This is a genomic window from Mesorhizobium sp. L48C026A00 (genome assembly GCF_000502375.1).
GTDB classification, from domain to species: Bacteria; Pseudomonadota; Alphaproteobacteria; order Rhizobiales; family Rhizobiaceae; genus Mesorhizobium; species Mesorhizobium muleiense.
This window is the reverse complement of record NZ_AYWU01000002.1, coordinates 190,176-210,799: the sequence shown is the minus strand read 5'-3', so window position 1 is coordinate 210,799 and position 20,624 is coordinate 190,176. Positions and strand designations below refer to the sequence as shown.

The 20,624-nt window shown below is 63.9% G+C and carries 23 protein-coding genes; 12 read left to right on the top strand and 11 right to left on the bottom strand.

All coding sequences use genetic code 11. From position 1 onward, the window contains the following. Nucleotides 1–222: 222 nt before the first annotated feature. Nucleotides 223–909, bottom strand: coding sequence for a thiol:disulfide interchange protein TlpA (gene tlpA, locus X738_RS48135; protein WP_023797223.1), 687 nt, complete (start codon nucleotides 907–909; stop codon nucleotides 223–225). Nucleotides 910–943: 34 nt separating this feature from the next. On the opposite strand from tlpA, the gene argH reads away from it, so the two are divergent. The 3 genes from argH (at nucleotide 944) to lysA (ending at nucleotide 3,939) form a co-directional block, all read left to right on the top strand. Continuing rightward, nucleotides 944–2,344, top strand: coding sequence for an argininosuccinate lyase (argH, locus tag X738_RS48130; protein WP_023797222.1), 1,401 nt, complete (start codon nucleotides 944–946; stop codon nucleotides 2,342–2,344). A gap of 67 nt (nucleotides 2,345–2,411) precedes the next feature. Continuing rightward, entirely contained in the window at nucleotides 2,412–2,618 is a 207-nt protein-coding gene (locus X738_RS48125) for a hypothetical protein (RefSeq protein WP_023797221.1), read from the top strand. Nucleotides 2,619–2,670: 52 nt separating this feature from the next. Then, on the top strand, nucleotides 2,671–3,939 hold the full coding sequence (gene lysA / locus X738_RS48120) for a diaminopimelate decarboxylase (RefSeq protein WP_023797220.1): 1,269 nt from the start codon (nucleotides 2,671–2,673) through the stop codon (nucleotides 3,937–3,939). 75 nt (nucleotides 3,940–4,014) lie between these two features. Here lysA and X738_RS48115 read toward each other — a convergent pair whose 3' ends face one another. After that, complete coding sequence (locus X738_RS48115; protein WP_023797219.1) at nucleotides 4,015–4,317, bottom strand: ArsR/SmtB family transcription factor; 303 nt, start codon at nucleotides 4,315–4,317, stop codon at nucleotides 4,015–4,017. A gap of 50 nt (nucleotides 4,318–4,367) precedes the next feature. Here X738_RS48115 and X738_RS48110 point away from each other — a divergent pair, with 50 nt between their 5' ends. Together X738_RS48110 and X738_RS48105 are read left to right on the top strand one after the other, a co-directional pair. After that, nucleotides 4,368–5,309: a threonine/serine dehydratase gene (locus tag X738_RS48110; protein WP_023797218.1), complete on the top strand. Its 942-nt coding sequence runs from the start codon at nucleotides 4,368–4,370 to the stop codon at nucleotides 5,307–5,309. Between the two features lie 173 nt (nucleotides 5,310–5,482). Continuing rightward, a complete protein-coding gene (locus tag X738_RS48105) occupies nucleotides 5,483–8,131 on the top strand; it encodes a TIGR02302 family protein (RefSeq protein WP_023797217.1) in 2,649 nt (882 codons plus the stop codon). A gap of 12 nt (nucleotides 8,132–8,143) precedes the next feature. Here X738_RS48105 and X738_RS0140485 read toward each other — a convergent pair whose 3' ends face one another. Then, the gene (locus X738_RS0140485) at nucleotides 8,144–9,001 is read right to left on the bottom strand and encodes a LysR family transcriptional regulator (RefSeq protein WP_031254123.1); all 858 of its coding nucleotides are present in this window, start codon (nucleotides 8,999–9,001) and stop codon (nucleotides 8,144–8,146) included. A 312-nt stretch (nucleotides 9,002–9,313) separates the two neighbouring features. Between X738_RS0140485 and X738_RS48100 the strand changes: the two genes are divergently transcribed. Next, nucleotides 9,314–10,264: a DMT family transporter gene (locus X738_RS48100; protein WP_023797216.1), complete on the top strand. Its 951-nt coding sequence runs from the start codon at nucleotides 9,314–9,316 to the stop codon at nucleotides 10,262–10,264. Between the two features lie 12 nt (nucleotides 10,265–10,276). Here X738_RS48100 and X738_RS48095 read toward each other — a convergent pair whose 3' ends face one another. Both X738_RS48095 and hpt read right to left on the bottom strand, forming a co-directional pair. Then, nucleotides 10,277–10,633 carry a response regulator gene (locus tag X738_RS48095; protein WP_023797215.1) on the bottom strand — a complete coding sequence of 119 codons (357 nt, stop codon included), beginning with the start codon at nucleotides 10,631–10,633 and terminating at the stop codon, nucleotides 10,277–10,279. Between the two features lie 61 nt (nucleotides 10,634–10,694). Next, nucleotides 10,695–11,237, bottom strand: a complete 543-nt coding sequence (gene hpt / locus X738_RS48090; protein ID WP_023797214.1) for a hypoxanthine phosphoribosyltransferase — start codon at nucleotides 11,235–11,237, stop codon at nucleotides 10,695–10,697. A gap of 294 nt (nucleotides 11,238–11,531) precedes the next feature. Here hpt and X738_RS84510 point away from each other — a divergent pair, with 294 nt between their 5' ends. From X738_RS84510 to X738_RS48070, 4 genes are all read left to right on the top strand, one after another. After that, complete coding sequence (locus tag X738_RS84510) at nucleotides 11,532–11,801, top strand: hypothetical protein (RefSeq protein WP_023797213.1); 270 nt, start codon at nucleotides 11,532–11,534, stop codon at nucleotides 11,799–11,801. A 310-nt stretch (nucleotides 11,802–12,111) separates the two neighbouring features. Next, the gene (ftsE, locus tag X738_RS48080) at nucleotides 12,112–12,771 is read left to right on the top strand and encodes a cell division ATP-binding protein FtsE (RefSeq protein WP_023797212.1); all 660 of its coding nucleotides are present in this window, start codon (nucleotides 12,112–12,114) and stop codon (nucleotides 12,769–12,771) included. Next, nucleotides 12,764–13,750, top strand: coding sequence for a cell division protein FtsX (locus tag X738_RS48075; RefSeq protein WP_023797211.1), 987 nt, complete (start codon nucleotides 12,764–12,766; stop codon nucleotides 13,748–13,750). The genes ftsE and X738_RS48075 overlap by 8 nt, the downstream gene beginning before the upstream one ends. A gap of 81 nt (nucleotides 13,751–13,831) precedes the next feature. Further along, a complete protein-coding gene (locus X738_RS48070) occupies nucleotides 13,832–14,551 on the top strand; it encodes a YdcF family protein (protein ID WP_023797210.1) in 720 nt (239 codons plus the stop codon). A gap of 24 nt (nucleotides 14,552–14,575) precedes the next feature. Here X738_RS48070 and X738_RS48065 read toward each other — a convergent pair whose 3' ends face one another. Genes X738_RS48065 through X738_RS48055 form a run of 3 tightly spaced genes read right to left on the bottom strand, consistent with a single transcriptional unit; the run spans nucleotide 14,576 to nucleotide 16,263 of the window. Beyond that, on the bottom strand, nucleotides 14,576–15,208 hold the full coding sequence (locus X738_RS48065; protein WP_023797209.1) for a pyridoxamine 5'-phosphate oxidase family protein: 633 nt from the start codon (nucleotides 15,206–15,208) through the stop codon (nucleotides 14,576–14,578). 12 nt (nucleotides 15,209–15,220) lie between these two features. Then, on the bottom strand, nucleotides 15,221–15,691 hold the full coding sequence (locus tag X738_RS48060; RefSeq protein WP_023797208.1) for a nuclear transport factor 2 family protein: 471 nt from the start codon (nucleotides 15,689–15,691) through the stop codon (nucleotides 15,221–15,223). 20 nt (nucleotides 15,692–15,711) lie between these two features. Then, on the bottom strand, nucleotides 15,712–16,263 hold the full coding sequence (locus X738_RS48055) for a carboxymuconolactone decarboxylase family protein (protein WP_023797207.1): 552 nt from the start codon (nucleotides 16,261–16,263) through the stop codon (nucleotides 15,712–15,714). 106 nt (nucleotides 16,264–16,369) lie between these two features. Between X738_RS48055 and X738_RS48050 the strand changes: the two genes are divergently transcribed. Next, nucleotides 16,370–17,281 (top strand): LysR family transcriptional regulator, encoded by a 912-nt coding sequence (locus X738_RS48050; RefSeq protein WP_023797206.1) that lies wholly within the window; start codon nucleotides 16,370–16,372, stop codon nucleotides 17,279–17,281. A 111-nt stretch (nucleotides 17,282–17,392) separates the two neighbouring features. Beyond that, complete coding sequence (locus X738_RS48045; RefSeq protein ID WP_023797205.1) at nucleotides 17,393–18,187, top strand: lysophospholipid acyltransferase family protein; 795 nt, start codon at nucleotides 17,393–17,395, stop codon at nucleotides 18,185–18,187. Between the two features lie 25 nt (nucleotides 18,188–18,212). On the opposite strand, the gene X738_RS48040 is transcribed toward X738_RS48045, so the two are convergent. From X738_RS48040 to X738_RS48030, 3 genes are all read right to left on the bottom strand, one after another. Next, a complete protein-coding gene (locus tag X738_RS48040; RefSeq protein ID WP_023797204.1) occupies nucleotides 18,213–18,830 on the bottom strand; it encodes a LysE family translocator in 618 nt (205 codons plus the stop codon). 147 nt (nucleotides 18,831–18,977) lie between these two features. After that, nucleotides 18,978–19,925 (bottom strand): aldo/keto reductase, encoded by a 948-nt coding sequence (locus X738_RS48035; RefSeq protein WP_023797203.1) that lies wholly within the window; start codon nucleotides 19,923–19,925, stop codon nucleotides 18,978–18,980. Between the two features lie 115 nt (nucleotides 19,926–20,040). After that, a complete protein-coding gene (locus tag X738_RS48030) occupies nucleotides 20,041–20,619 on the bottom strand; it encodes a gamma-glutamylcyclotransferase (RefSeq protein ID WP_023797202.1) in 579 nt (192 codons plus the stop codon). Nucleotides 20,620–20,624: the final 5 nt, after the last annotated feature.

Sequence of the window (20,624 nt, the reverse complement as noted above, 5' to 3'; positions counted from 1 at the left end):
CCCGTTTGTCATTGGCGAAAGGGGCACTCTCGCAAAGCCAATATGTGCCGCCCGTGACAATTGGACAACGGTTTTGTTGCGGGCCGATGAACTTGATTTCCACTTAAAGTAGCGCACGCTTCCGAATAGGAGCCGGTGGAAAGGAATTGCCAAGCCGGCTTACGAACAAACCGGCAATAATCACCGGCGCCTAAAAGCGCGTCGCACTTTGCGCGACATGCATTAGTCCGACTTGCCGAGCGCCGTCTCGACCAGCCGCTTGGCGTCCGGGCTCGACCATTCTGCCGGGCCGTTCATGTGGGCAATCAGGCAGCCTTCACCGTCGATCAGCATGGTGACCGGCAGGCCGAGCGCCAGGCCGCGTGTCTTGAGATCGTTGAACAGCGCCATCGTCGAATCGCGGTAGTAGCCGAGCGCCTTGACGCCGGTCTCCTCGAGGAACTTCTTCGGTTTGGCGTCGTCGCCAGCATCGACATTGACCGCGACGACCTCGAAGGCGTCGCTGCCCATTTCATTCTGCAGCGCGTCGAGCGCCGGCATTTCGGCGCGGCAGGGCGCGCACCATGTCGCCCACAGATTGAGCAGCACCGTCTTGCCGGCATGGTCGGCGAGCGTCATCGGCTTGCCGTCGGGGCTGTTGAAGGCAAGGCCCTTCAGCGATTGCGGCGGATCGGCGGGCAAAAGTGCTGCAACCTGGCCGGTGGCAGCCGCCGCGACCGACTTGGCGCGGTCGGCCTTGGCGGCGCAGGCGACATCGTCCTTGCTGTCGCCAACCGCCACTTGAGCGGGGGCGTTGTTGCCAGAACCGCTTTCGCTGACATATACCGCGATCGCGCCGGCAAGCACGCCTGCCACCAAAGCGGCGAGGATGAGGCGCGGGGCCGGGAAAAATCGATTGCCGTCTGCCATTTTTTAAAACTGCTCCGGAGCACGGGTTATAGCGATGAGCGACAAGAAGGCCAGCAACCAGATGTGGGGCGGACGTTTTGCCTCGGGTCCGGCCGCGATCATGGAAGCGATCAACGCGTCGATCTCGTTCGACCGCAAACTCTACGCGCAGGACATCCGAGGCTCGATCGCCCATAGCGAGATGCTAGCGCAAACCGGCATTATTTCGGCGGCCGACCAAGAAAAAATCGCTCACGGGCTGAACACGATCCTGGCAGAGATCGAAGCCGGCACGTTCGAGTTCTCGACCAGGCTGGAAGACATCCACATGAATGTCGAGGCCCGCCTTGCCGAGCTGATCGGCCCGGCTGCCGGCCGCCTGCATACCGCCCGTTCGCGCAACGACCAGGTGGCGGTCGATCTCAGGCTATGGGTCAAGGACGAGTGCTTTCGCGTCGCCGAGGCGCTGAAGGGCCTGATCACGGCGTTCCTGGAGCGGGCCGAGGAGCATGCGGCAACGGTGATGCCGGGCTTCACCCACATGCAGGCGGCGCAGCCGGTAACCTTCGGCCATCACTGCATGGCCTATGTCGAGATGTTCTCGCGCGACCTGTCGCGTGTTCGCGACGCTATCGAACGGATGGACGAAAGCCCGCTCGGTGCGGCCGCGCTTGCCGGCACCAGCTTTCCGATCGACCGGCACCAGACGGCCAGGGCGCTCGGCTTCCGTGAGCCGATGCGCAATTCCCTCGACAGCGTTTCGGACCGCGATTTCGCGCTCGAGTTTTTGGGGCTGGCGGCGATCTGCGCGACGCATCTGTCGCGGCTGGCCGAAGAAATCATCATCTGGTCGACGCCGCAATTCGGCTTCGTCAGGCTGTCGGACTCATTCTCCACCGGCTCCTCGATCATGCCGCAGAAGAAGAACCCCGACGCCGCCGAGCTGGTGCGCGGCAAGACCGGCCGCGTCACCGGCCATCTGGTCGGCCTGCTGACTGTGATGAAGGGCATGCCACTGACCTACGGCAAGGACATGCAGGAAGACAAGGAATCCGTGTTCGACGTCGCCGAGACGCTCGACCTGATGCTGGCTGCGATGACCGGCATGGTGCGCGACATGACGGTGAATGCCGCCGCCATGAAGAAGGCCGCCGGGTCAGGCTATGCGACCGCGACCGATCTTGCCGACTGGCTGGTGCGCAGCCTTGGCTTGCCGTTCCGCGAGGCGCACCACGTCACCGGCCGCGCCGTGGCGCTGGCCGAAGAGAGGAAGATCGGGCTCGACAAGCTGCCGCTGGAAGACTTGCAGTCCATTCACCCCGGCATCACGGCGGACGTGTTTTCGGTGCTTGCCGTGCAGAACTCGGTGAAGAGCCGCACCAGCTTCGGCGGCACCGCGCCGTCGGAAGTGAGGAAGCAGACTCGCTACTGGAAAAAGCACATTGCCAGGGCGTGATGCCGGGGTGCAATGCCAGCAAAACTCCGCTAAAAGCGGCGGGCAAAAGTTTCGGACGGATGGATCGATGACCGCAAGCAGGATTTTGGTGACGCTGACGCTGCTGGCGGCGCTGGCAACCGTAACGGCCTGCGGCAGGAAAGCCGGGCTCGATACGCCCTATGAGGCGGCCGTGCAGGCGCGCAAGGACGCACAAAAGGCAGAGCAGCCCGTGCCGCCGGAGCCGGAAAAACCGGTCGAGGACAAGAAGTTCATTCTCGATCCGTTGATCTAGAGCCGATGAGATCGGCCGATCTCATCGTGCTCCAACTTCCGGAACCACTCTCGTGAACCATTTCGACTACCGCGACGGCGTGCTGCATGCCGAGGACGTGGCGATATCAGAGATCGCCGCAAGCATCGGCACGCCGTTCTATTGCTATTCGACGGCGACGCTGACCAGGCATTTCCGCGTGTTTGCGCAGGCCTTTGCCGGGCTCGACGCGCTGGTCTGCTATGCCATGAAGGCGAATTCCAACCAGGCTGTGCTAAAAATCCTGGCAAAACTCGGTGCCGGCGCCGACGTGGTCTCGGAAGGCGAACTGCGCCGCGCGCTGGCCGCCGGCATTCCGGCCAACAAGATCCTGTTTTCCGGCGTCGGCAAGACCGCGCGCGAAATGGATCTTGCACTCTCGGCCGGCATTTTGTGCTTCAACGTCGAATCCGAGCCGGAACTGGAATTGCTGTCAGCCCGCGCCGCGGCGTTGGACAAGGTGGCGCCGATCTCGTTGCGCATCAATCCGGATGTCGATGCCAGGACCCACAAGAAGATCTCCACCGGCAGGGCCGAGAACAAGTTCGGCATTCCCTGGCAGAAGGCGCGAAAGGTCTATGCCCGCGCAGCTGAGCTGCCTGGCATCAAGGTCACCGGCATCGACACTCATATCGGCAGCCAGATCACCGAGTTGCAGCCCTTCGACGACGCTTTTGCGCTGCTGGTGGAGCTGGTCGGCGTGCTGCGCGCCGACGGGCACGCCATCGAGCATATCGACCTCGGCGGCGGCCTCGGCATTCCCTACCGCGTCGACAACAGCCCGCCTCCCCTGCCGGACGCTTATGCTCAGATTGTCAAGAAGCACGTCGCCAAGCTCGGGCTGAAGGTGATGTTCGAGCCGGGCCGGCTGATATCAGGCAATGCCGGCATCCTGGTCTCGCAGGTGATCTTCGTGAAGGAGGGCGACGCCAGGAATTTCCTGGTCGTCGACGCCGCGATGAACGATCTGATCCGGCCGACGCTCTATGACGCCTTCCATGACATCAAGCCGGTGGTGCAGCAGCCGGCCGCGGCGCCGCGCATGACGGTCGACGTGGTCGGCCCGGTCTGCGAGACCGGCGATTATCTCGGCCTCGACCGCGATCTGCCGCGGCTGAAGGCCGGCGACCTGATCGCCGTCGCCACCGCCGGCGCCTATGGCGCGGTGCAGGCCGGCACCTACAACACCAGGCCGCTGGTGCCTGAAGTGCTGGTCGACGGCGACCGTTTCCATGTCGTGCGCCGGCGCCAGACCTATGACGAGCTGATCGGCCTCGATTCGCTGCCTGATTGGCTTGAATAGACCCATGATCCCGAAAAAGTGAGAACCGGTTTTCGGAAAGAATCATGGTCAAACAAGAATAGATCGTCTGCGGCGCTACAGCCGGTGCTGGAGGAGCGCCCTGGTCTCGGAGATCCTGCCTTCGTCGCGGCGATAGAACGTCCACTGCTTGATACGCTTGCTGCGCAGAAGGCCAGCCTGGGTCAGCACCCGCATATGCTCGCTGAGCGTCGCCTGGGTGATGCCAAGCTTTTCCGCAATCAGCAGCGCGCAGACGCCGTCCTCGACCAGATCGCCATCGGTCTGCGGCGGAAAATGCGCGCGCGGATCCTTCAGCCAATCGAGGATTTGCAGCCTGCGCTCGTTGGCGATCGCCTTGAAGACATCAACCTCTTGCATTTAGCTATTTTGCTAAGTTACTAAGTGATGTCAACCCTTGGGAGCAGACCATGCTGAACGGCAATAGCATCACCCGCGAACGCATCGCCGCAATGGAGCCGCGCATCCGGCCCTTCGTGCGCCACACGCCGGTGCTGCGCGTCGACATGGCCGATTTCGGCCGTCAGCCTCTTGGCGTCGACCTGAAGCTCGAATGCCTGCAGCATTCCGGCTCGTTCAAGGCGCGCGGCGCCTTCACCAATCTTCTCGAGCGCCTGGTTCCCAAGGCTGGCGTCGTCGCCGCATCGGGCGGCAATCATGGTGCCGCGGTCGCCTACGCTGCCATGCGGCTCGGCCACAAGGCGACCATCTTCGTTCCCGAAGTCAGCCCGCCGGCCAAGCTGGAACGCATCCGCGGCTATGGCGCCGAGCTGGTCGTCGGTGGCGCACGCTATGCCGAAGCGCTGGCCGCCAGCGAAGACTTTGCCGAAAGGTCCGGCGCGCTGCAGATCCATGCGTTCAACCAGGAGGAAACGCTGATCGGGCAAGGCACGCTCGGCCTTGAGATCGAGACCGACCTGCCTGAACTCGACACGCTGCTGGTCGCCGTAGGCGGCGGCGGCCTGATCGGCGGCATCGCCGCCTGGTTTGCCGGCCGCATCAGGATCATCGCCGTCGAGCCGGAGGGCGCGCCGACGCTTCATCGCGCCTTCGGGGCCGGCCGGCCTGTCGATGCGCCGACTGAGGGCATCGCCGCCGATTCGCTGGCGCCGAAGCGCGTCGGCGAAATGATGTTTCCGATCGCCGAGGCCTTCGTCGAGCGTTCCATACTGGTCAGCGACGACGAGATCATCGCCGCACAGACGGCGCTTTGGGACCGGGTGCGAATCATCTCCGAGCCGGGCGGCGCCGCGGCCTTCGCGGCGATCCTGTCAGGCCGCTACGCGCCGGCTGCGGGCGAGCGTGTCGCCGTGCTGGTCTGCGGTGCAAACGCCAATCCGGGTAAATTCTGACGATAGCGGGGGCAGTCCTGTTCACGTTTTAGGGAACTGCCTCGCCTTCGCCGTGTTTCTTGGTATGTTTGGAGCGACGTGCATCTAAGACTTTGAGTCCTTCGCATCCGATTTTCGGGCCGGTGCGATAGATTTGTGAGGTTCGGGTTATCCCGCCCGAACAGGAAGGGCCGATGACGCAACGACCCACCTTCACCAGCGATCGCAGCCTGGCCAGGCGCCTTGCCCTGAGCCGGCTGGCAACGCGGGTCTCGATGACGGTCGAGCGTGGCTGGCCGTTGCTGCTTCCACTCGTCATCGTCGCCAGCCTGTTCCTCAGCGTCTCGTGGCTCGGCCTCTTCCTTTTGCTGCCCGACATGGCGCGCATCGGTCTTGTGGCTGTGTTCGCCATCGCAGCCCTTGTCGCGCTCTATCCCCTGCGTTTCTTCCGGGTGCCGTCCAGTGCCGAGATCGATCGGCGCATCGAGGCCGCCAACCTATTGCTGCACAGCCCGGTGCTGGTGCAGACCGACCGGCCGAGCGGCAGGGAAAGCATTTTTTCGCAAGCGCTGTGGCGCGAGCACCAGAAACGCATGGCCGAAAAACTCGGCAACCTCGGTGGCGACCTGCCACGCACCCGGGTGCCGGAGCGCGACCCGTGGGGGCTGCGCGCCGTGGCGGCGCTTGTGTTGGTCACCGCTTTCGCCTTCTCGTTCGGACCGTCGGGCGGCCGCATCGCGGACGGGTTCAGTGCCCACGCGGCGCGCGACGCCGTGCCGCCGCGCATCGACGCCTGGGTGACGCCGCCGGCCTACACCGGCAGGGCACCGGTCTTCCTCACTTCCCCAGCCTTCGCCAACCCGGCCCTCGCCAGCAATGACAATCAGGCTGCGTCCACCTTCACCGTTCCGGAAGGCAGCGATGTCTCGCTGCGCGTCACCGGGGGCTCGGGCGAGGAAACGCTGAGCTATGCCGACGCCGACGGCAACGCCCGCACTATCGAGCCGGCCGGGCAGCAGGCCGACGCGGCCAAGCCGGCGGCGGCAACGCCCTCCACGGCAACGCCCTCCACGGTGCGCCAGTTCACCGGCAAGCTGACGGCCAACGGCACGCTGACGCTGAACTCGGGCGGCGACGAACTCGGCAGCTGGGCCTTCGCGGTGATCCCGGACAAGCCGCCACAAATCCGCTTCGTCGGCGAGCCGAAACGCGCCGTCAACGGCTCCTTCGAACTCAACTACCAGATCGACGACGACTATGGCGCGGCCTCCGCCAAGGCGGATTTCGTATTGGCCGACCCACCGGCGCCGAATGCGCATCCGCTCTATGGCCCGCCCGAAATGACGCTGACGCTGCCGCGCCGCGGCGTCAAGGGGAATGCCGCCAAGACCACGAAGGACCTGACCGAGCATGTCTGGGCCGGCGGCGACATCAAGCTCAGGCTTGTCGCCACCGACGATGCCGGACATACCGCAACCAGCGAAACCAGGACCCTGGTGATGCCGGAGCGGCCATTCTCCAATCCGCTGGCCAGGGCCGTGATCGAGCAGCGCCGCGCGCTGGCGCTCGACGCCAACGCCAAGAGCCGCGTGCTCGACCTGATGGATGCGATCACGCTCAGGCCCGAAGACACGTTCGACGATATGGCGCACTACCTCGCCATCATGAGCGCCCGCACCCGGCTGAAGATGGCCGACAACGACGACAAATTGCGCGACGAAGTCGCCTATCTCTGGGAGATCGCGCTCGGCATCGAGGAAGGCAATCTTTCGGACGCCGAGCGGCGGCTGCGCCAGGCGCAGCAGGCGTTGCAGGACGCGATCAAGAACGGCGCCAGCGACGAGGAAATCGACAAGGCGATGAAGGAACTGCGCGAGGCGATGAACCAGTTCCTGCAGGAATTCGCCCAGCGTGCGCAGCAGAATCCGAACGCGCCGCAGATGCAGCAGAACGGCCAGGAACTGCGCCAGAGTGATATCGAACGGATGATGGACCAGATCGAGAATCTGGCGAAGTCCGGCGATCGCGACAGCGCGCAGCAATTGCTTTCGCAACTGCAGGACATGATGAACAACCTGCAGGCCGGACGTCAGCAGCAGGGCGGCCAGCAGAACAGCGAAATGCGCCAGCAGATGGACAAGCTCGGCGAGATCATGCGGCGCCAGCAGGAGATGATGAACGAAACCTTCCGCATGGACCAGATGCAGCGCGGCCAGCAACAGCGTGGGCAGAACCGAGACGAGCAGCTCGGCGAGAACGGCGAGCAGGGCCAAATGGGCGAACAGGGCGAGCAGCCCGGCCCAGGCGAAGACCGCGATCCGCTCGGCCGGCCGAAGCCGATGACGCCGGAGGAATTCGCCGACGCGCTGAAGCAGTTGCAGGAAGGCCAGGGCAAACTGCAAAGCGAGCTCGACCAGTTGAGAAAGGGTCTCGAAGGTATGGGGCTCGAGCCCAATGAGGGATTTGGCGAGGCCGGCAAATCCATGGGCGATGCCGAACAGGCGCTTGGCGACAGCGATGGCGATCAGGCGGTCGGTCACCAGGGCCGCGCGCTGGAGGCGTTGCGCAAGGGCGCCAAGGACATGATGAAGCAATTGCAGGCCATGCAGGGCGACGAGGGCGACGGCCAGCGCGGCGGCCGCCAGCAGAATGCCGACCGCGATCCGCTCGGCCGGCCACGCGCCACCGAGGGTCCAGATTTCGGCGATTCGGTGAAGGTGCCGGACGAGATCGACGTGCAGCGCGCCCGCCAGATCCTCGACGCCATCCGCAAGCGGCTCGGCAACGCGCTCAGCCCCGATATCGAGCGCAGCTATCTGGAGCGGCTGCTGGAGTTGAAGTAAAGCCGGCCTGCTCTACCGGTTGGTGAACGCCTCGCGGATCGCCTCTTCCATGCTGACGATGGCCTCGCCGGAAGCGTTCGCATTGCGCCGCAGCACCACATTCGAGGAATCGATGTCGCCGAATCCATCGGCGGCGGTAAGCTCGCGGCAGCCGGCCGGGATGTTGCTGCGCGAGATCGGCGCAATCGCCAGCCCGGAGGTGACGGCAAGCCGCAGGCCGCCATTGGTATCGCTGGTATAGGCGACACGATAGGCGAGACCACGCTGTTCCAGCGACTTGATCGCAAAATCCTTGCACCAGCCGGCGCGATTGTAGAGCGCGATCGGCACCGGCCGCTCCTCATGCATATGGTGCAGCTCCGACGTCACCCACACGGTCGGATCATGCATCAGCACTTCACCGCCGGAGAGGTCCTGCCATTCGAACACCACCGCCAGATCGAGCTCGCCGGCGGCGAGCGCCGCGATCTGCGCACCGGAATGCGCGTAACGGACGGTGATGTCGACCTGAGGATGGCGCTTGGCAAAGGCGCCGAGCGCGCGCGACAGGATCGCGTGGCCATATTCCTCCGGAATGCCGATGCGCACCGGTCCGCCAAGCGGCGCCGCGACCATCGATGCCGCCGTCTCGTCCAGCAGCGACACGATGCGGCGGGCGTTGACGATAAGTTCGCCGCCGCGGCGCGTCAGCGCCACACCCCGCGAGCCGCGCTCGAACAGGCTGTCGCCGACCATATCCTCGAGCTTCTTCATCTGCATCGAAACCGCTGACTGGGTACGGCCAGCCTGCACCGCAGCCTTGGTGAAATTGCCGGCGTCGGCGACCGCGACGAAGGTGCGCAGCAGATCGCTGTCGAGCGTGGGCTTCATTTGTCCGCCATAAGAAAATCTGATTGCTGGCATCATTCCAATTCGTTTGCAACATGTCAAACGGCGGATAATAGTCGCTTCACCCATTGGATATGCGGCTGCGAAATCGGCTGCGGACCAACGAAGTCCTCACTCGTACCCGCTGCCCGAAATGGTGGCGGGTTCTTTTTGATGCAGGTCGCCCAAAAGCATGCCCTCGGGCCTGACCCTGGGCCTGACCCGAGGGTGCGAAGCGGTTTTGGGCGATGTGCATAAAACAAAGTTACGCGGGCCCGGCTCTCGGGCCACGCACGCAAGGAGCCGTCGAACGCCATGCAGAACCGGATCGTCCTCGGCATGGCAAGCCTTTGCCTCGGCGTTCTGGTGTTCTCGCTCCAGGATCCGCTGATCAAGGCCGTATCGGGCACCTATCCGGTGACCGAGGTGATGGCGATCCGCTCGATCGTCGCCCTGCCCATTCTTCTCGTGCTGGTTCATGCCGATGTCGGGCTCAGGGCGATCTTTTCGAAGCGGTTTCGCATGCTGACGATGCGCGCCTTGATCCTGTTCACCTCCTACACGCTCTACTACCTGGCGATCGCCGCCCTGCCGCTTGCCGACGCGGTGGCGCTCTATTTCATGGCACCGCTGTTCATCATGGCGCTTGCCGGCCCCTATCTCGGCGAACGGGTAGCGGGGCAGACGCTGGTCACCGTCATGGTCGGCATGCTCGGCGTGCTGGTGATGCTGCGACCCGGCGCCGGGCTGTTCGACTGGGCGGCGCTGCTGTCGCTGGCCTCGGCGGTGCTGTACGGTTTTTCGCAGTTGATGGCCCGCAAGATCGGCGACACCGAATCATCCACGGTCATGGCGTTCTATCAAAACGGCGTCTATCTCCTGGGCGCTGCAGCGGTCGCCGGGCTGTTCTGGCTGGCAGGAATAGCTCATGCCACGCATCCGAGCCTCGAATTCCTGGTCAGGCCATGGATCTGGCCGACGTCAATCGACTTCCTGACGATGGCCGCCTGCGGCGTCGTGGCTTCGGCCGGGATGATCTTGTTGTCGCAGGCCTACCGGCTGGCGCCGGCCAACGGCGTCGCCACCTTCGAATACACCGGCATCATCTGGTCGCCGCTGTGGGGCTTCCTGTTCTTTGCGGAAGTGCCGCGATCGACCACCGTCATCGGCGCCGCCCTCATCATCGGCGCCGGTCTGTTCGCGCTCAACGCCAGCCGGCGCCGGAGCAGCGCGCCGGCAATCGCAGCGACCTGCGATCCGGCCTGACCGCGCGGAATCTTAAGCAAAACAGGCGAGCGCCTGTTCGACGCGCGCGCGGATTTCGGCCAGCGTGAACGGCTTCTGCACGACGTTCAATTCCTCGGCGCGCTCGCGCTGGTCGGCATAGCCGGTCATCAGCAAGATCTTCATCGCCGGGAAAAGCGATGCAGCCGCCTTGGCCATTTGGATGCCGTCCATCTCCGGCATCCGGATATCCGAGACGACAAGGTCGTAGCCGCCACGTGCAGCGCGGATCAGGGCAAGCCCCTGCGCGCCGTCGGCGGCGATGTCGATCATATGCCCGGCGCGTTCGAGCGCGCGAGCGGCGAGGGTGCGGACGGACTCATCGTCCTCAACGATCAGGAGCTTTGCCATAGCCGAATGTTGGCGTGGAAAAGTTGACTTTTCCTGAACCGCAACCGCATCGAAGATAAATCTAGGCGTCGCCCTTTACGACGCCGACAAACGGCAGTTCGCGAAAGGCGTGGGCCACATCCATGCCGTAGCCGACGACGAAATAGTCGGGGCAGTCGAAGCCGACATAGTCGGCGTTGAGCGTGGTCTGGCGGCGCATGCGCTTGTCGAGCAGCACGGCGATGGCGCAGCTTTTGGCGCCGCGCGACAGCATCAGGTCTCGGGTGAAGGACAGCGTCTTGCCGGATTCGAGGATGTCGTCGATCAACAGCACGTCTCGGCCGGCGACCTCATTGTCGATGTCGCGCAGCACCCTCACCTCGCCGCTGGTGGTGCCGGCGCCGTAGCTGGAGATGAAGATGAACTCGACCTCCGGCGACAGGCCGACATCGTGCATGGCGCGGATGAGGTCGGCGGCGAAGATGAACGATCCCTTCAGCACCGAAATCACCAGAAGGTCGTGATAGTCGTGCCCGGCGATCTCCTTGGCGAGCTCCAGATTGCGGCGGGCGATCGCCGACGCCGAAAACAGGACCTCGATATCCTTGCCGCGCACGATTGGCATTGGCTGCCCTTCCAGAAATGATCGCCGCTAATTGGCGAAGGTGACCGAGACGGTCTTGACCCCGTTTCTAGGCACGTCGAGCCGGCTGGAAAAGCCAAATCTTTCGCCGGGCGCCAGCGAACGGTTAAATGTCGCCAGCCTATAACGGGTTGTGCGCCTGTCATTGCCGGTGACCCGGACTTCCAGCGGTGGCAATGGCGACGGGCTGGCGCCGTCANGTCATTCGCGGCCTCGCCACCGACGAACAGGACAGGTTGCGGCCCGGACGCATCGATACGCGACGTAACGCCTGAAATGGTCAGGGCAGCGCCCGCTTGTCGCGCCGCCAGAAGAAGCGGCGTCTGGCGCACCAGCGCGTGCCCGCCCGAGATCCAGAAGGCTGCAAACGCGGCACTGAGGCCGGCGATCCAGAAGATCGGCCCGCCGCGCGACGCCCGCAGCCGTTCCATCGCGGCTACCGGCTTGCGCAGCATGTCCATGCCTTTGATCGATGGCGTGGTGATCACGCGCAAAAGCGGCGGTGAAACGCCCGTGCTGGCGGTTAAACGCGGCAGCACCTCGTAGTCGGCGTCGACGATGTCACCAGGCGGATCACGCATGATGCGTTCCGGCGCAGGATTTGCGGCCGTATCGGTCATGATTTCGCCGGAAACCGGGCGCGCGGTTCGATCGTCAGCCATCGCGGCCCCAGCACTTCGCACTTGTTCGCTCTTCGTTTCTTATGCGTAAACGGAAATGGTTAACGTTTCCCCCGGAAACCCCTTGTGACGCGCCCAAAAAACCCCAAAATTAACCGCCGGTTAACCATGCCGGCCGATGGTCTTTTCTCAGAGAAGGCTGCCTCGTCGCCGCCGCAAGTTTCAGGTCGTCGAACGTGATCCGCTTCGAAAATGTCGGCCTCCGCTATGGCATGGGTCCGGAAATCCTCCGCGACATTTCCTTGCACATACCGGAGCGCTCCTTCCAGTTCCTGAGCGGCCCTTCGGGCGCCGGCAAGACGACGCTGCTGCGGCTTTTGTTCATGTCGCTCAAGCCGACGCGTGGGCTGATCACCATCTTCGGCAAAGACCGCTCGCGCATCTCGCGCGCCGAGCTGCCGCATCTGCGGCGGCGCATCGGCGTGGTGTTCCAGGACTTTCGCCTGCTCGACCACATGACGACCTATGAGAATGTGGCCTTGCCGCTGCGCGTGCGCGGGCGCGAGGAGGCCAGCTACCGCACCGATGTGACCGAGCTCTTGAAATGGGTCGGCCTTGGCGAGCGCATGCATGTGCTGCCGCCGGTGCTGTCGGGTGGCGAGAAGCAGCGCGCCGCAATCGCCAGGGCGCTGATCGAGCAGCCCGAAATCCTGCTTGCCGATGAGCCAACCGGGAATGTCGACCCGCCGCTGGCGCGACGCCTGTTGCGGCTGTTCATCGAACTCAACCGGCTGGGCACCGCCGTGGTGATCGCAACGCACGACCTCGGCCTGATGGAACAGGTCGACGCACGCCGCATGATCCTGTCCGGCGGAAGGCTGGATATCTATGACTGACCTGTCCGCTCGCCATGTCGAAGACCAACACGCTGAGAGGGCCGGGACGCAGCGCGTTCAGCGCAAGATGGCGCCGATCGTGCCGGCGCAGAACATCGCCGGCCGGGCGCTGGTCCTGGTCATTGCCATCATGACGTTCCTCTCCTGCCTGACTTTCGGCGCGGTGACGCTAGTGCGTGACACCGCCTCGGCCTGGGAGAACCAGATCTCACGCGAGGCGACGATCCAGATCAAGCCGATAGACGGCCTCGACATCGAGGCAGCCCTTGCCCAGGCCTCGCAGATCGCCGGCGAATTTCCTGGCGTGAAGAGCGCCAGGATCGTCGACCGCGATGCCACGGCGCGGCTTTTAGAACCCTGGCTGGGTTCGGGTCTCAACATCGACGAGTTGCCGGTGCCGCGTCTGATCATCGTCACCATAGACGAGACCAACCCTCCCGATTTCGCCGCAATGCGCGCCGCGATCACGCCGAAACTGCCCAGTGCCTCGCTTGACGACCATCGCACCTGGGTCGACCGGCTGGTCGCCATGGCCCGCACCACGGTGACCATCGGCATCGCCGTGTTGGCGCTGATGCTGGCGGCAACCGTGCTGACCGTGGTATTCGCGACGCGCGGCGCCATGGCCGGCAACGGCCACATCATCGAGGTGCTGCATTTCGTCGGCGCCGAAGCGCGCTTTATCGCGCGCGAATTCCGCCACCACTTTCTCGTCACCGGCATGAAGGGCGCCGCCGCCGGGGGTGCGGCGGCGGTGTTCGTCTTCATCGTCTTCTCGTGGTGGTCGTCGCGAAACATGGCGACGCCGCAGGCCGATCAGGCGACCGCCCTGTTCGGCAATTTCGCCATCGGTTCGGCGGGCTATCTCGGCGTTGTTCTCATGGTGCTGGTCATCGGTGCGCTGACGGCGGCAACCTCCCATGTCACCGTCGTCACCTATCTCAGCGACATCGATGTCCGCCAGCCGGACGCAGGGTGATCACGAATAGAGAATTAGCGTAACGAAATTTGTGCTTTCCGACCTACTAAACGCCGTATTTCGGAGTTAACGATAAGGACGATGGACGCGCGCGACTCGACCGGAATGGCTGGACAGTTGCCCTTGGTGATCACGCGTTCTAGCGAGCGCGTCAAGCCCCGCCGATTGGTGAGCGCGCTACGCATCTCAGCTTTCTTTCTGCTCGTGCTGGCAACGTTGTTTGCCGGCGGCTTTGGCTGGTTCGCCAGCACCGTCAGCCGTCTCGCGACGCCCGCCAATCCGGCAAGGGCCGATGCCATCATCGTGCTGACCGGCGGCCATTCGCGTCTCGACGCGGCCATGGGCCTGCTGGCGTCCGGCAAGGGCGAGCGGCTGCTGATCAGTGGCGTGCATCCTTCCGCCAGCCGCCGCCAGCTTCAGGTCGCGACCCGCGGCGACAAGGAATTGTTTTCCTGCTGCGTCGACATCGACCGTGCCGCGCTCGACACGATCGGCAATGCCGAGGAAAGTGCCAAGTGGGTGGAAGACCACGCCTATGGCACCGTGATTCTCGTCACCAACAACTATCACATGCCGCGCAGCCTGCTGGAAATAGGCCGGCTGCTGCACAAGGCCAAGCTCGAGCCCTATCCGGTGGTCAACAGCAACCTTGGCAATGGCGGCTGGCTGACCAAGCCGAGAGCCTTGCGCGTGCTGTTCACTGAATACAACAAATATCTGCTGGCGCTGGCGCGCGGCATCGTGCCGGTCAAGCCAACGCCAACCGGCATCGCGCTGGCCGAGGCTGTTGCGCCGAACTGAGCCGATCTGGAACCGGCAGCGCTATCATTCCTTGAGCGTGGCGCTTGAGATGCTGCGCAGCCGCGCGATCTCGTGTTCGAGACGTTCGATACGCTTGTCCCGCTCGGCCAGCGCCGCCGCCACATCGGCCGCTTCGAAACGCTGTGGAATGTGCTGCGGGCAATTGGAATCCCAGGCCGAAACCGTGAACAGGATGATCTGCTCCGGGCGCGCCTTGTAGCCTTCCGGCATCAGCTTCGCCTTCAGTTCGGCGTCCTGCTCGACGACCCGCGCGGTGCCCCAAATCTTGATGCGCTGCCGATGCGCATAGTCGATCAGGAACAGGAAAGCGCGCGGGTTGTCGTCCAGATTGCCCTGGGTGATGAATTGCCTGTTGCCAGAGAAATCGACGAAGCCGATCGTCCGCTCGTCAAGCACCTTGAGGAAGCCGGCCGGCCCGCCGCGATGCTGGATGTAGGGCTGGCCCTCACCATTGGCCGTCGACAGGAAGACGCTGGTCTGCGCCTCGATGAAGGCGGCGAGCTCGGGCGTGATATCAGCTTGCCAACTGCCGCGCTGTTCGACGCGGGCATAGGCCTCGCGTGAGCCTTTGCGGGCCTGGATCGCCTTGACGGTTGGCGTAAAGGCGACATCGCTGGTGAAGACTTGAGCATTCATCGAAAGCCTCCTTCAAAGGCCGAGTTCCGATAGAGAGGGATGACCGTCCGGCCGGCGGCCAAGCGGCCAATGATATTTGCGGTCGGCCTCGAGGATCGGCAGGTCGTTGATGCTGGCGATGCGCAGGCGCATCAATCCAAGCTCATCGAACTCCCAGTTCTCATTGCCGTAGCTGCGAAACCACGAGCCGCTGTGGTCGTGCCATTCATAAGCGAAACGCACGGCGATACGGTTGTCGCGGAAGGCCCAGACCTCCTTGATGAGCCGGTAGTCGCGTTCGCGACCCCATTTGCGTGTGAGGAATGTCTGGATAGCCTCGCGCCCTTGCAGGAACTCGGCCCGGTTGCGCCAGCGGCTGTCGATTGTGTAGGCAAGCGCGACCCGTGCCGGATCACGGGAGTTCCAGGCATCCTCAGCCATGCGTGCCTTCTGTGCGGCGGTCTCGGCGGTGAATGGCGGGAGCGGCGGGCGGCTTTCAGACATGGGAACTCCTTGCGACTGACTCAGGCTGCCCTGCGGGCAGAAACGACCGGAAAGTCGATTTCCGTCCTGGCGACCTCATTGACATAGTTGGTCCAGACATTGAGAGCGACATGCTGGACGATCTCGATGATCTGCGCATCGTCGTAGCCTGCGAGCCTGACGGCGCTGAGATCCTCGTCACCGATATGGCCGCGGTCGCGCGCAATCTTGGTGGCGAAACGCACGGCTGCGGCGGCCTTGGGATCGTTGGAACTGCCCGCGCGATTGGCGACCATTTCGGCATCATCAAGCTTGGCGAGATTCTTGCCGAGATAGGTGTGAGCGGAAAGGCAGTAGTTGCAGCCATTGACCTCGGCAACCGCCAGAGCAATGCGCTCGCGCGTCGGCGCGGGCAGTCGGCCTTTGGCAAGCGCTCCAGACAGGCTGAGATAGCCTTCAAGCGCAGCCGGGCTATTGGAAACAAGCCTGAAGAGGTTAGGCACGACGCCGAGTTGCTTCTCGACGGCATGTAACATCGGCTGCGACGCAGCAGGCGCGGCCTCTATGGACGCTGGTGTAGGGATACGGGGCATCGGCATTCCTTCTCGTTGATCAGCTCGCCGCCAAAACATGGCCCCTTCCATCGCTCGGATGTAGATGCCATATTTGCAACCTATCCTTCTATTTTCCGGGAGAAATATGGATCGCCTCGAGGCCATGTCGCTTTTTGTCGCCGCGGCGGAGGCCGGCAGCCTTTCGGCCGCCGGACGCCGTTTCGGCATCCCGCTTGCAACGGTCAGCCGCAAGGTCTCCGACCTGGAGCGGCATCTGAAGACGCGTCTTCTGAATCGCTCGACGCGGCAGCTGACGCTGACCGACACAGGTCACGCCTACCTCGCTGCCTGCCGTCGCATTCTCGACGAGGTCGGCGAGGCCGAGCGGACTGCCGCCGGCGAATACAGCGCCCCGACAGGCGAACTGATCATCACCGCACCGATCGTCTTTGGCCGCCTGCATGTGCTGCCGGTCGTCACCGGCTTTCTCGCTGCCTACCCCGACGTGGCTATTCGGCTGATGCTTGCGGACCGGATAACCCAGTTGACCGAGGAGCACATCGATCTCGCCGTCCGCATCGGCCAGCTTCCCGACTCCAGCCTTGTGGCCACCCGCATCGGCTCGATCCGGCGCGTTGTTTGCGCGAGCCCGGCCTATCTGGCCGAGCACGGCACGCCGGAGGCGCCGAAAGACCTCGCAGCACACAACTGCGTCACCTTCGAGGGGCTCACCGCTCCCGCCGCATGGACTTTTGCCACGGGCAAGACCGACCTCACCGTTCCGATCCGCTCACGACTTCGGGTCAACACCGCGGAAGCGGCGATCGATGCCGCGATTGCCGGCATCGGGTTAACAAGGGTGCTTTCCTACCAGATCGCAGCTGCAGTGCGGTCGGGCACCCTCCGCACCATGCTGGAGGCATTCGAGCCGCAGCCATGGCCGGTCAGCCTGGTGCATGCCGGCAATGGCCTGCTGCCGGTGAAACTGCGTGCGTTTCTCGATTTCGCCGTCCCACGCCTGAAGAAACGGCTGGTGCAAGAGACGTGGCAGGCCTGACGAACGGGCCGCGGCTTCATCAAGGCGGATCGATCTCCGGCCATCGCACGGTTTCCTTTTTGCCCGCGCTTGGTGTAACCAACGCACACCTCCTCACCGGGCTCTTCCTGCATGCTTTATGTCCGCTCGCTGGCGTTCAACTTCGTCTTCTACGTCAATCTGATCGTCCAGATGATCCTCTGGACCCCGTACTATTTCCTGTCTCCGCGCCACCGTGCCTGGTTCGTGCCGAAATTCTGGTCACACACCAGCATGTGGCTCTATGACAAGATCGCCGGCACCAAAAGTGAGATCACCGGCCAGGAAAACCTGCCCGAGGGTTCCTTCATCCTGGCGCCGAAGCACCAGTCCTTCTGGGACGCGATCGCCTTTTTCCCGTTCCTGCAGGATCCGATCTACATCCTCAAGCGGGAACTGACCTGGATCCCGTTCTTCGGCTGGTACATCCTGAAAATGCGGATGATCCCGGTCGACCGCGGCAGCCGCTCGAAGGCGCTGAAAGCGGTGGTCGCCGCGACCAGGCAGGAGCTGGCGCGCAATCCCCGCCAGCTGATCATCTATCCCGAGGGTACGCGCCGGGCGCCGGGCGACGAGCCGGCCTATAAATACGGCATCGTCGAGCTCTATACCCAGCTTGGCATTCCGGTGGTGCCGGTCGCCCATGTCGCCGGCCTCTACTGGCCGCGGCGGAAATTCCTGCGCTATCCCGGCACGATCAAGGCCCGCTTCCTGCCGCCGATCCCGGCGGGTTTGGGCAAGCAAGAATTCATGGAACGGCTGATCGGCGAGACGGAAGCCGCCTGCGACCAGCTGCTCATCGAGGCGTCCCAGGCGCCAAACCCGCCGCCAATGCCGCCGACGGCGGTAAAGCGGCTGGGGGAACTTGGCTCCGATACCCCGACCTGACCATCTAAGCTTGCGGCACTGTCCCCTAGCGAATCACAGCCAGCGCCGTGGTCAACACCAGTGTTGCCGCGAACGTCAGATTAATGATCCGCGAGGCCAGCGGCTTGCGCAGGAACCGCGCAAACGCTGCCCCGGCGAGAAGCCACAGGACATGGATGGCGACGATCATCGAAGCGAGGACCGCCAACCTGAGCCCTGCATCGAGCTCACCGGCGGACGACGTGCCGGCAAATACGGCGGCAATCGCCACATAGGCTTTCGGGTTGGCGACGGCCAGAAGAAACCCGCCGAGGAATGTGGGACGCGCCGCCCCGCCGCTACGCACGGCCAGAGGCGGGGCCGTTGCTATCTTGAAGGCGAGGTAGAGGATGTAGGCTGCGGATGCCACTGCCAGGAGCGGTGTGAGCGTCGGCACAGAGGCGAGCATGGTCGTAATGCCCGTCGCCACGACCAAAAGCACGGCGACCGTACCAAGAATGATGCCCGAGGCATAGCGGAGCGAATCGCGCAGGCCGAAGGCGGCGCCGACGGCGGTGACGCTTATCGTCGCCGGCCCCGGACTGCCCATCACAACCGCCGATGCCAGCACAAGCGCGAGCAATTGCTGCCATAGTTCCGGATGGGAAAAGACCTGTTCGGCCATCTGTATACCAGTATCCAGGCGCGATGCCGGCAAGGGTATGGCAGGGCACACCAGGGCGTCTTGAACGATCGTGCAGGGAGCCTTCCGGCGCAGGCCACGCAGGGTTCTTGGCTGCTGTTTGATCAAGCCGCCGCTTCGCGCTGGCGTCTATGCGCTCGCGCTGTCGAGCTCGGCGATATCGTCCGGACTGAGCTCCAATGATGCGGCGCGGACGAGGCTGTCGACCTGGTCCAGCGTCGTGGCGCTGGCGATCGGCGCAGCTACGCCGGGCCGCGCGATCACCCAGGCGAGCGCCACTTCCGCCGGCTTGGCCGAGTGACGCGCCGACACAGCGTCGAGTGCCGCCAGGACGCGCATGCCGCGCGCGTTGAGATAGTTCTTCACGTCGTCGCCACGCGCGCTTTTGCCGAGATCGGCTTCGCTGCGGTACTTGCCACTCAAAAACCCCTTGGCGAGGCTGAAATAGGTGATGACGCCGATATCCTCGGCCATGCACAGATCGCGCAGCGGTCCATCGAAAGAGGCGCGATCGTAGAGATTGTATTCCGGCTGCAGCACCGAATAGCGCGGCAGGCCCCGCAAGCTTGCCACGTCGAGCGCGGCGCGCATCTGGCCGGCATCGAGATTGGAGGCGCCGACGTGGCGGATCTTGCCCTTGTCGAGCAGCTTCTGATAGGCGCCAAGCGTTTCCTCGTAAGGGGTGGCCGGGTCCGGCCAGTGCGACAGATAGAGATCGACGACATCGGTCTGCAGCCGCTTCAGCGACGCATCGAGGGCCTTTTCGATATAGGCCGCGGAGAGGTCTTTCCTGCCCTGCCCCATGTCCGACCCGACCTTGGTGATCACCACAACCTTGTCGCGATTGCCGCGGCTTTTCATCCATTTGCCGATGATCGTTTCGGATTCGCCGCCCTTGTTGCCGGGAACCCAGCGCGAATAGGCATCGGCGGTGTCGATGGCGTTGAGGCCGGCGCCGACGAACCGGTCGAGCAGGTCGCAAGAGGTTTTCTCGTCGGCGGTCCAGCCGAAGACGTTGCCACCCAGAACCAGCGGCGCGATGGACAGGTCGGTTTGACCGAGACGACGTTTCTGCAAGACTGATCTCCGTGGGGAATGGAAAGAAGCGGGCGAAAAGCCCCGTGACCGGCTTAACCTATGGCGGGCCGCACCAACGTCAAAGGGCCGGCCGACTTTTCCACCGACCAGCGCTTCACAAAGGCGCGATCCGTTTCGCCACCTCTTCCAGCCAATGGTCGCGGATCCCCAGCGCCTCGAGGTGCTCCAGCGTGCTGGACACGTAGTCCTCATTCTTTCCCGACTGGCCGACGGCGCCGCGAACGACGCTCGCCGCATCGGCCGCATCGAGCGCACCGGCATATTGCTCGTGGGTACGGTCGACGACATAGGCGACAGCCTCGACCGTCTCGCCTCCGTCCGTCTCGCCGCCATTCTCGCCCCAACCCTTGTCGGCCTCACGCGTGCCCCCCTTGTCGAGGCGAATGCTAAGCATGCGCTCAAGATAGACATTGGTGACCAGTTCGCGCTCGCGCAGATAGGTGATGACCTCGTTGCGCAGATCGCCGGGGACGCGGAAAGCCAGCCCGATGCAGGAGCCGCCACGGTCGAGGCCGAGCACCAGGCCGGGCCGTTCGCGCGTGCCGCGATGCACGAAGGAGTAGACGCACAGCGAGCGGCGATAGCCATGGAGGCGGGCCCGCCGCGTCTCGACATGCGCAAATCCCGGCCGCCAGATCAGCGAGCCGTAGCCAAAAACCCAAAAATCGCCCATATCGC

What these genes read in the sequence shown, in the direction of transcription:
- tlpA (WP_023797223.1), bottom strand. Translation starts at nt 909, where the DNA reads ATGGCAGACGGCAATCGATTTTTCCCGGCCCCGCGCCTCATCCTCGCC.
- argH (WP_023797222.1), top strand. Translation starts at nt 944, where the DNA reads ATGAGCGACAAGAAGGCCAGCAACCAGATGTGGGGCGGACGTTTTGCC.
- X738_RS48125 (WP_023797221.1), top strand. Translation starts at nt 2,412, where the DNA reads ATGACCGCAAGCAGGATTTTGGTGACGCTGACGCTGCTGGCGGCGCTG.
- X738_RS48115 (WP_023797219.1), bottom strand. Translation starts at nt 4,317, where the DNA reads ATGCAAGAGGTTGATGTCTTCAAGGCGATCGCCAACGAGCGCAGGCTG.
- X738_RS48110 (WP_023797218.1), top strand. Translation starts at nt 4,368, where the DNA reads ATGCTGAACGGCAATAGCATCACCCGCGAACGCATCGCCGCAATGGAG.
- X738_RS48105 (WP_023797217.1), top strand. Translation starts at nt 5,483, where the DNA reads ATGACGCAACGACCCACCTTCACCAGCGATCGCAGCCTGGCCAGGCGC.
- X738_RS0140485 (WP_031254123.1), bottom strand. Translation starts at nt 9,001, where the DNA reads ATGAAGCCCACGCTCGACAGCGATCTGCTGCGCACCTTCGTCGCGGTC.
- X738_RS48100 (WP_023797216.1), top strand. Translation starts at nt 9,314, where the DNA reads ATGCAGAACCGGATCGTCCTCGGCATGGCAAGCCTTTGCCTCGGCGTT.
- X738_RS48095 (WP_023797215.1), bottom strand. Translation starts at nt 10,633, where the DNA reads ATGGCAAAGCTCCTGATCGTTGAGGACGATGAGTCCGTCCGCACCCTC.
- hpt (WP_023797214.1), bottom strand. Translation starts at nt 11,237, where the DNA reads ATGCCAATCGTGCGCGGCAAGGATATCGAGGTCCTGTTTTCGGCGTCG.
- X738_RS84510 (WP_023797213.1), top strand. Translation starts at nt 11,532, where the DNA reads ATGGTCAGGGCAGCGCCCGCTTGTCGCGCCGCCAGAAGAAGCGGCGTC.
- X738_RS48075 (WP_023797211.1), top strand. Translation starts at nt 12,764, where the DNA reads ATGACTGACCTGTCCGCTCGCCATGTCGAAGACCAACACGCTGAGAGG.
- X738_RS48070 (WP_023797210.1), top strand. Translation starts at nt 13,832, where the DNA reads ATGGACGCGCGCGACTCGACCGGAATGGCTGGACAGTTGCCCTTGGTG.
- X738_RS48065 (WP_023797209.1), bottom strand. Translation starts at nt 15,208, where the DNA reads ATGAATGCTCAAGTCTTCACCAGCGATGTCGCCTTTACGCCAACCGTC.
- X738_RS48060 (WP_023797208.1), bottom strand. Translation starts at nt 15,691, where the DNA reads ATGTCTGAAAGCCGCCCGCCGCTCCCGCCATTCACCGCCGAGACCGCC.
- X738_RS48055 (WP_023797207.1), bottom strand. Translation starts at nt 16,263, where the DNA reads ATGCCCCGTATCCCTACACCAGCGTCCATAGAGGCCGCGCCTGCTGCG.
- X738_RS48050 (WP_023797206.1), top strand. Translation starts at nt 16,370, where the DNA reads ATGGATCGCCTCGAGGCCATGTCGCTTTTTGTCGCCGCGGCGGAGGCC.
- X738_RS48045 (WP_023797205.1), top strand. Translation starts at nt 17,393, where the DNA reads ATGCTTTATGTCCGCTCGCTGGCGTTCAACTTCGTCTTCTACGTCAAT.
- X738_RS48040 (WP_023797204.1), bottom strand. Translation starts at nt 18,830, where the DNA reads ATGGCCGAACAGGTCTTTTCCCATCCGGAACTATGGCAGCAATTGCTC.
- X738_RS48030 (WP_023797202.1), bottom strand. Translation starts at nt 20,619, where the DNA reads ATGGGCGATTTTTGGGTTTTTGGCTACGGCTCGCTGATCTGGCGGCCG.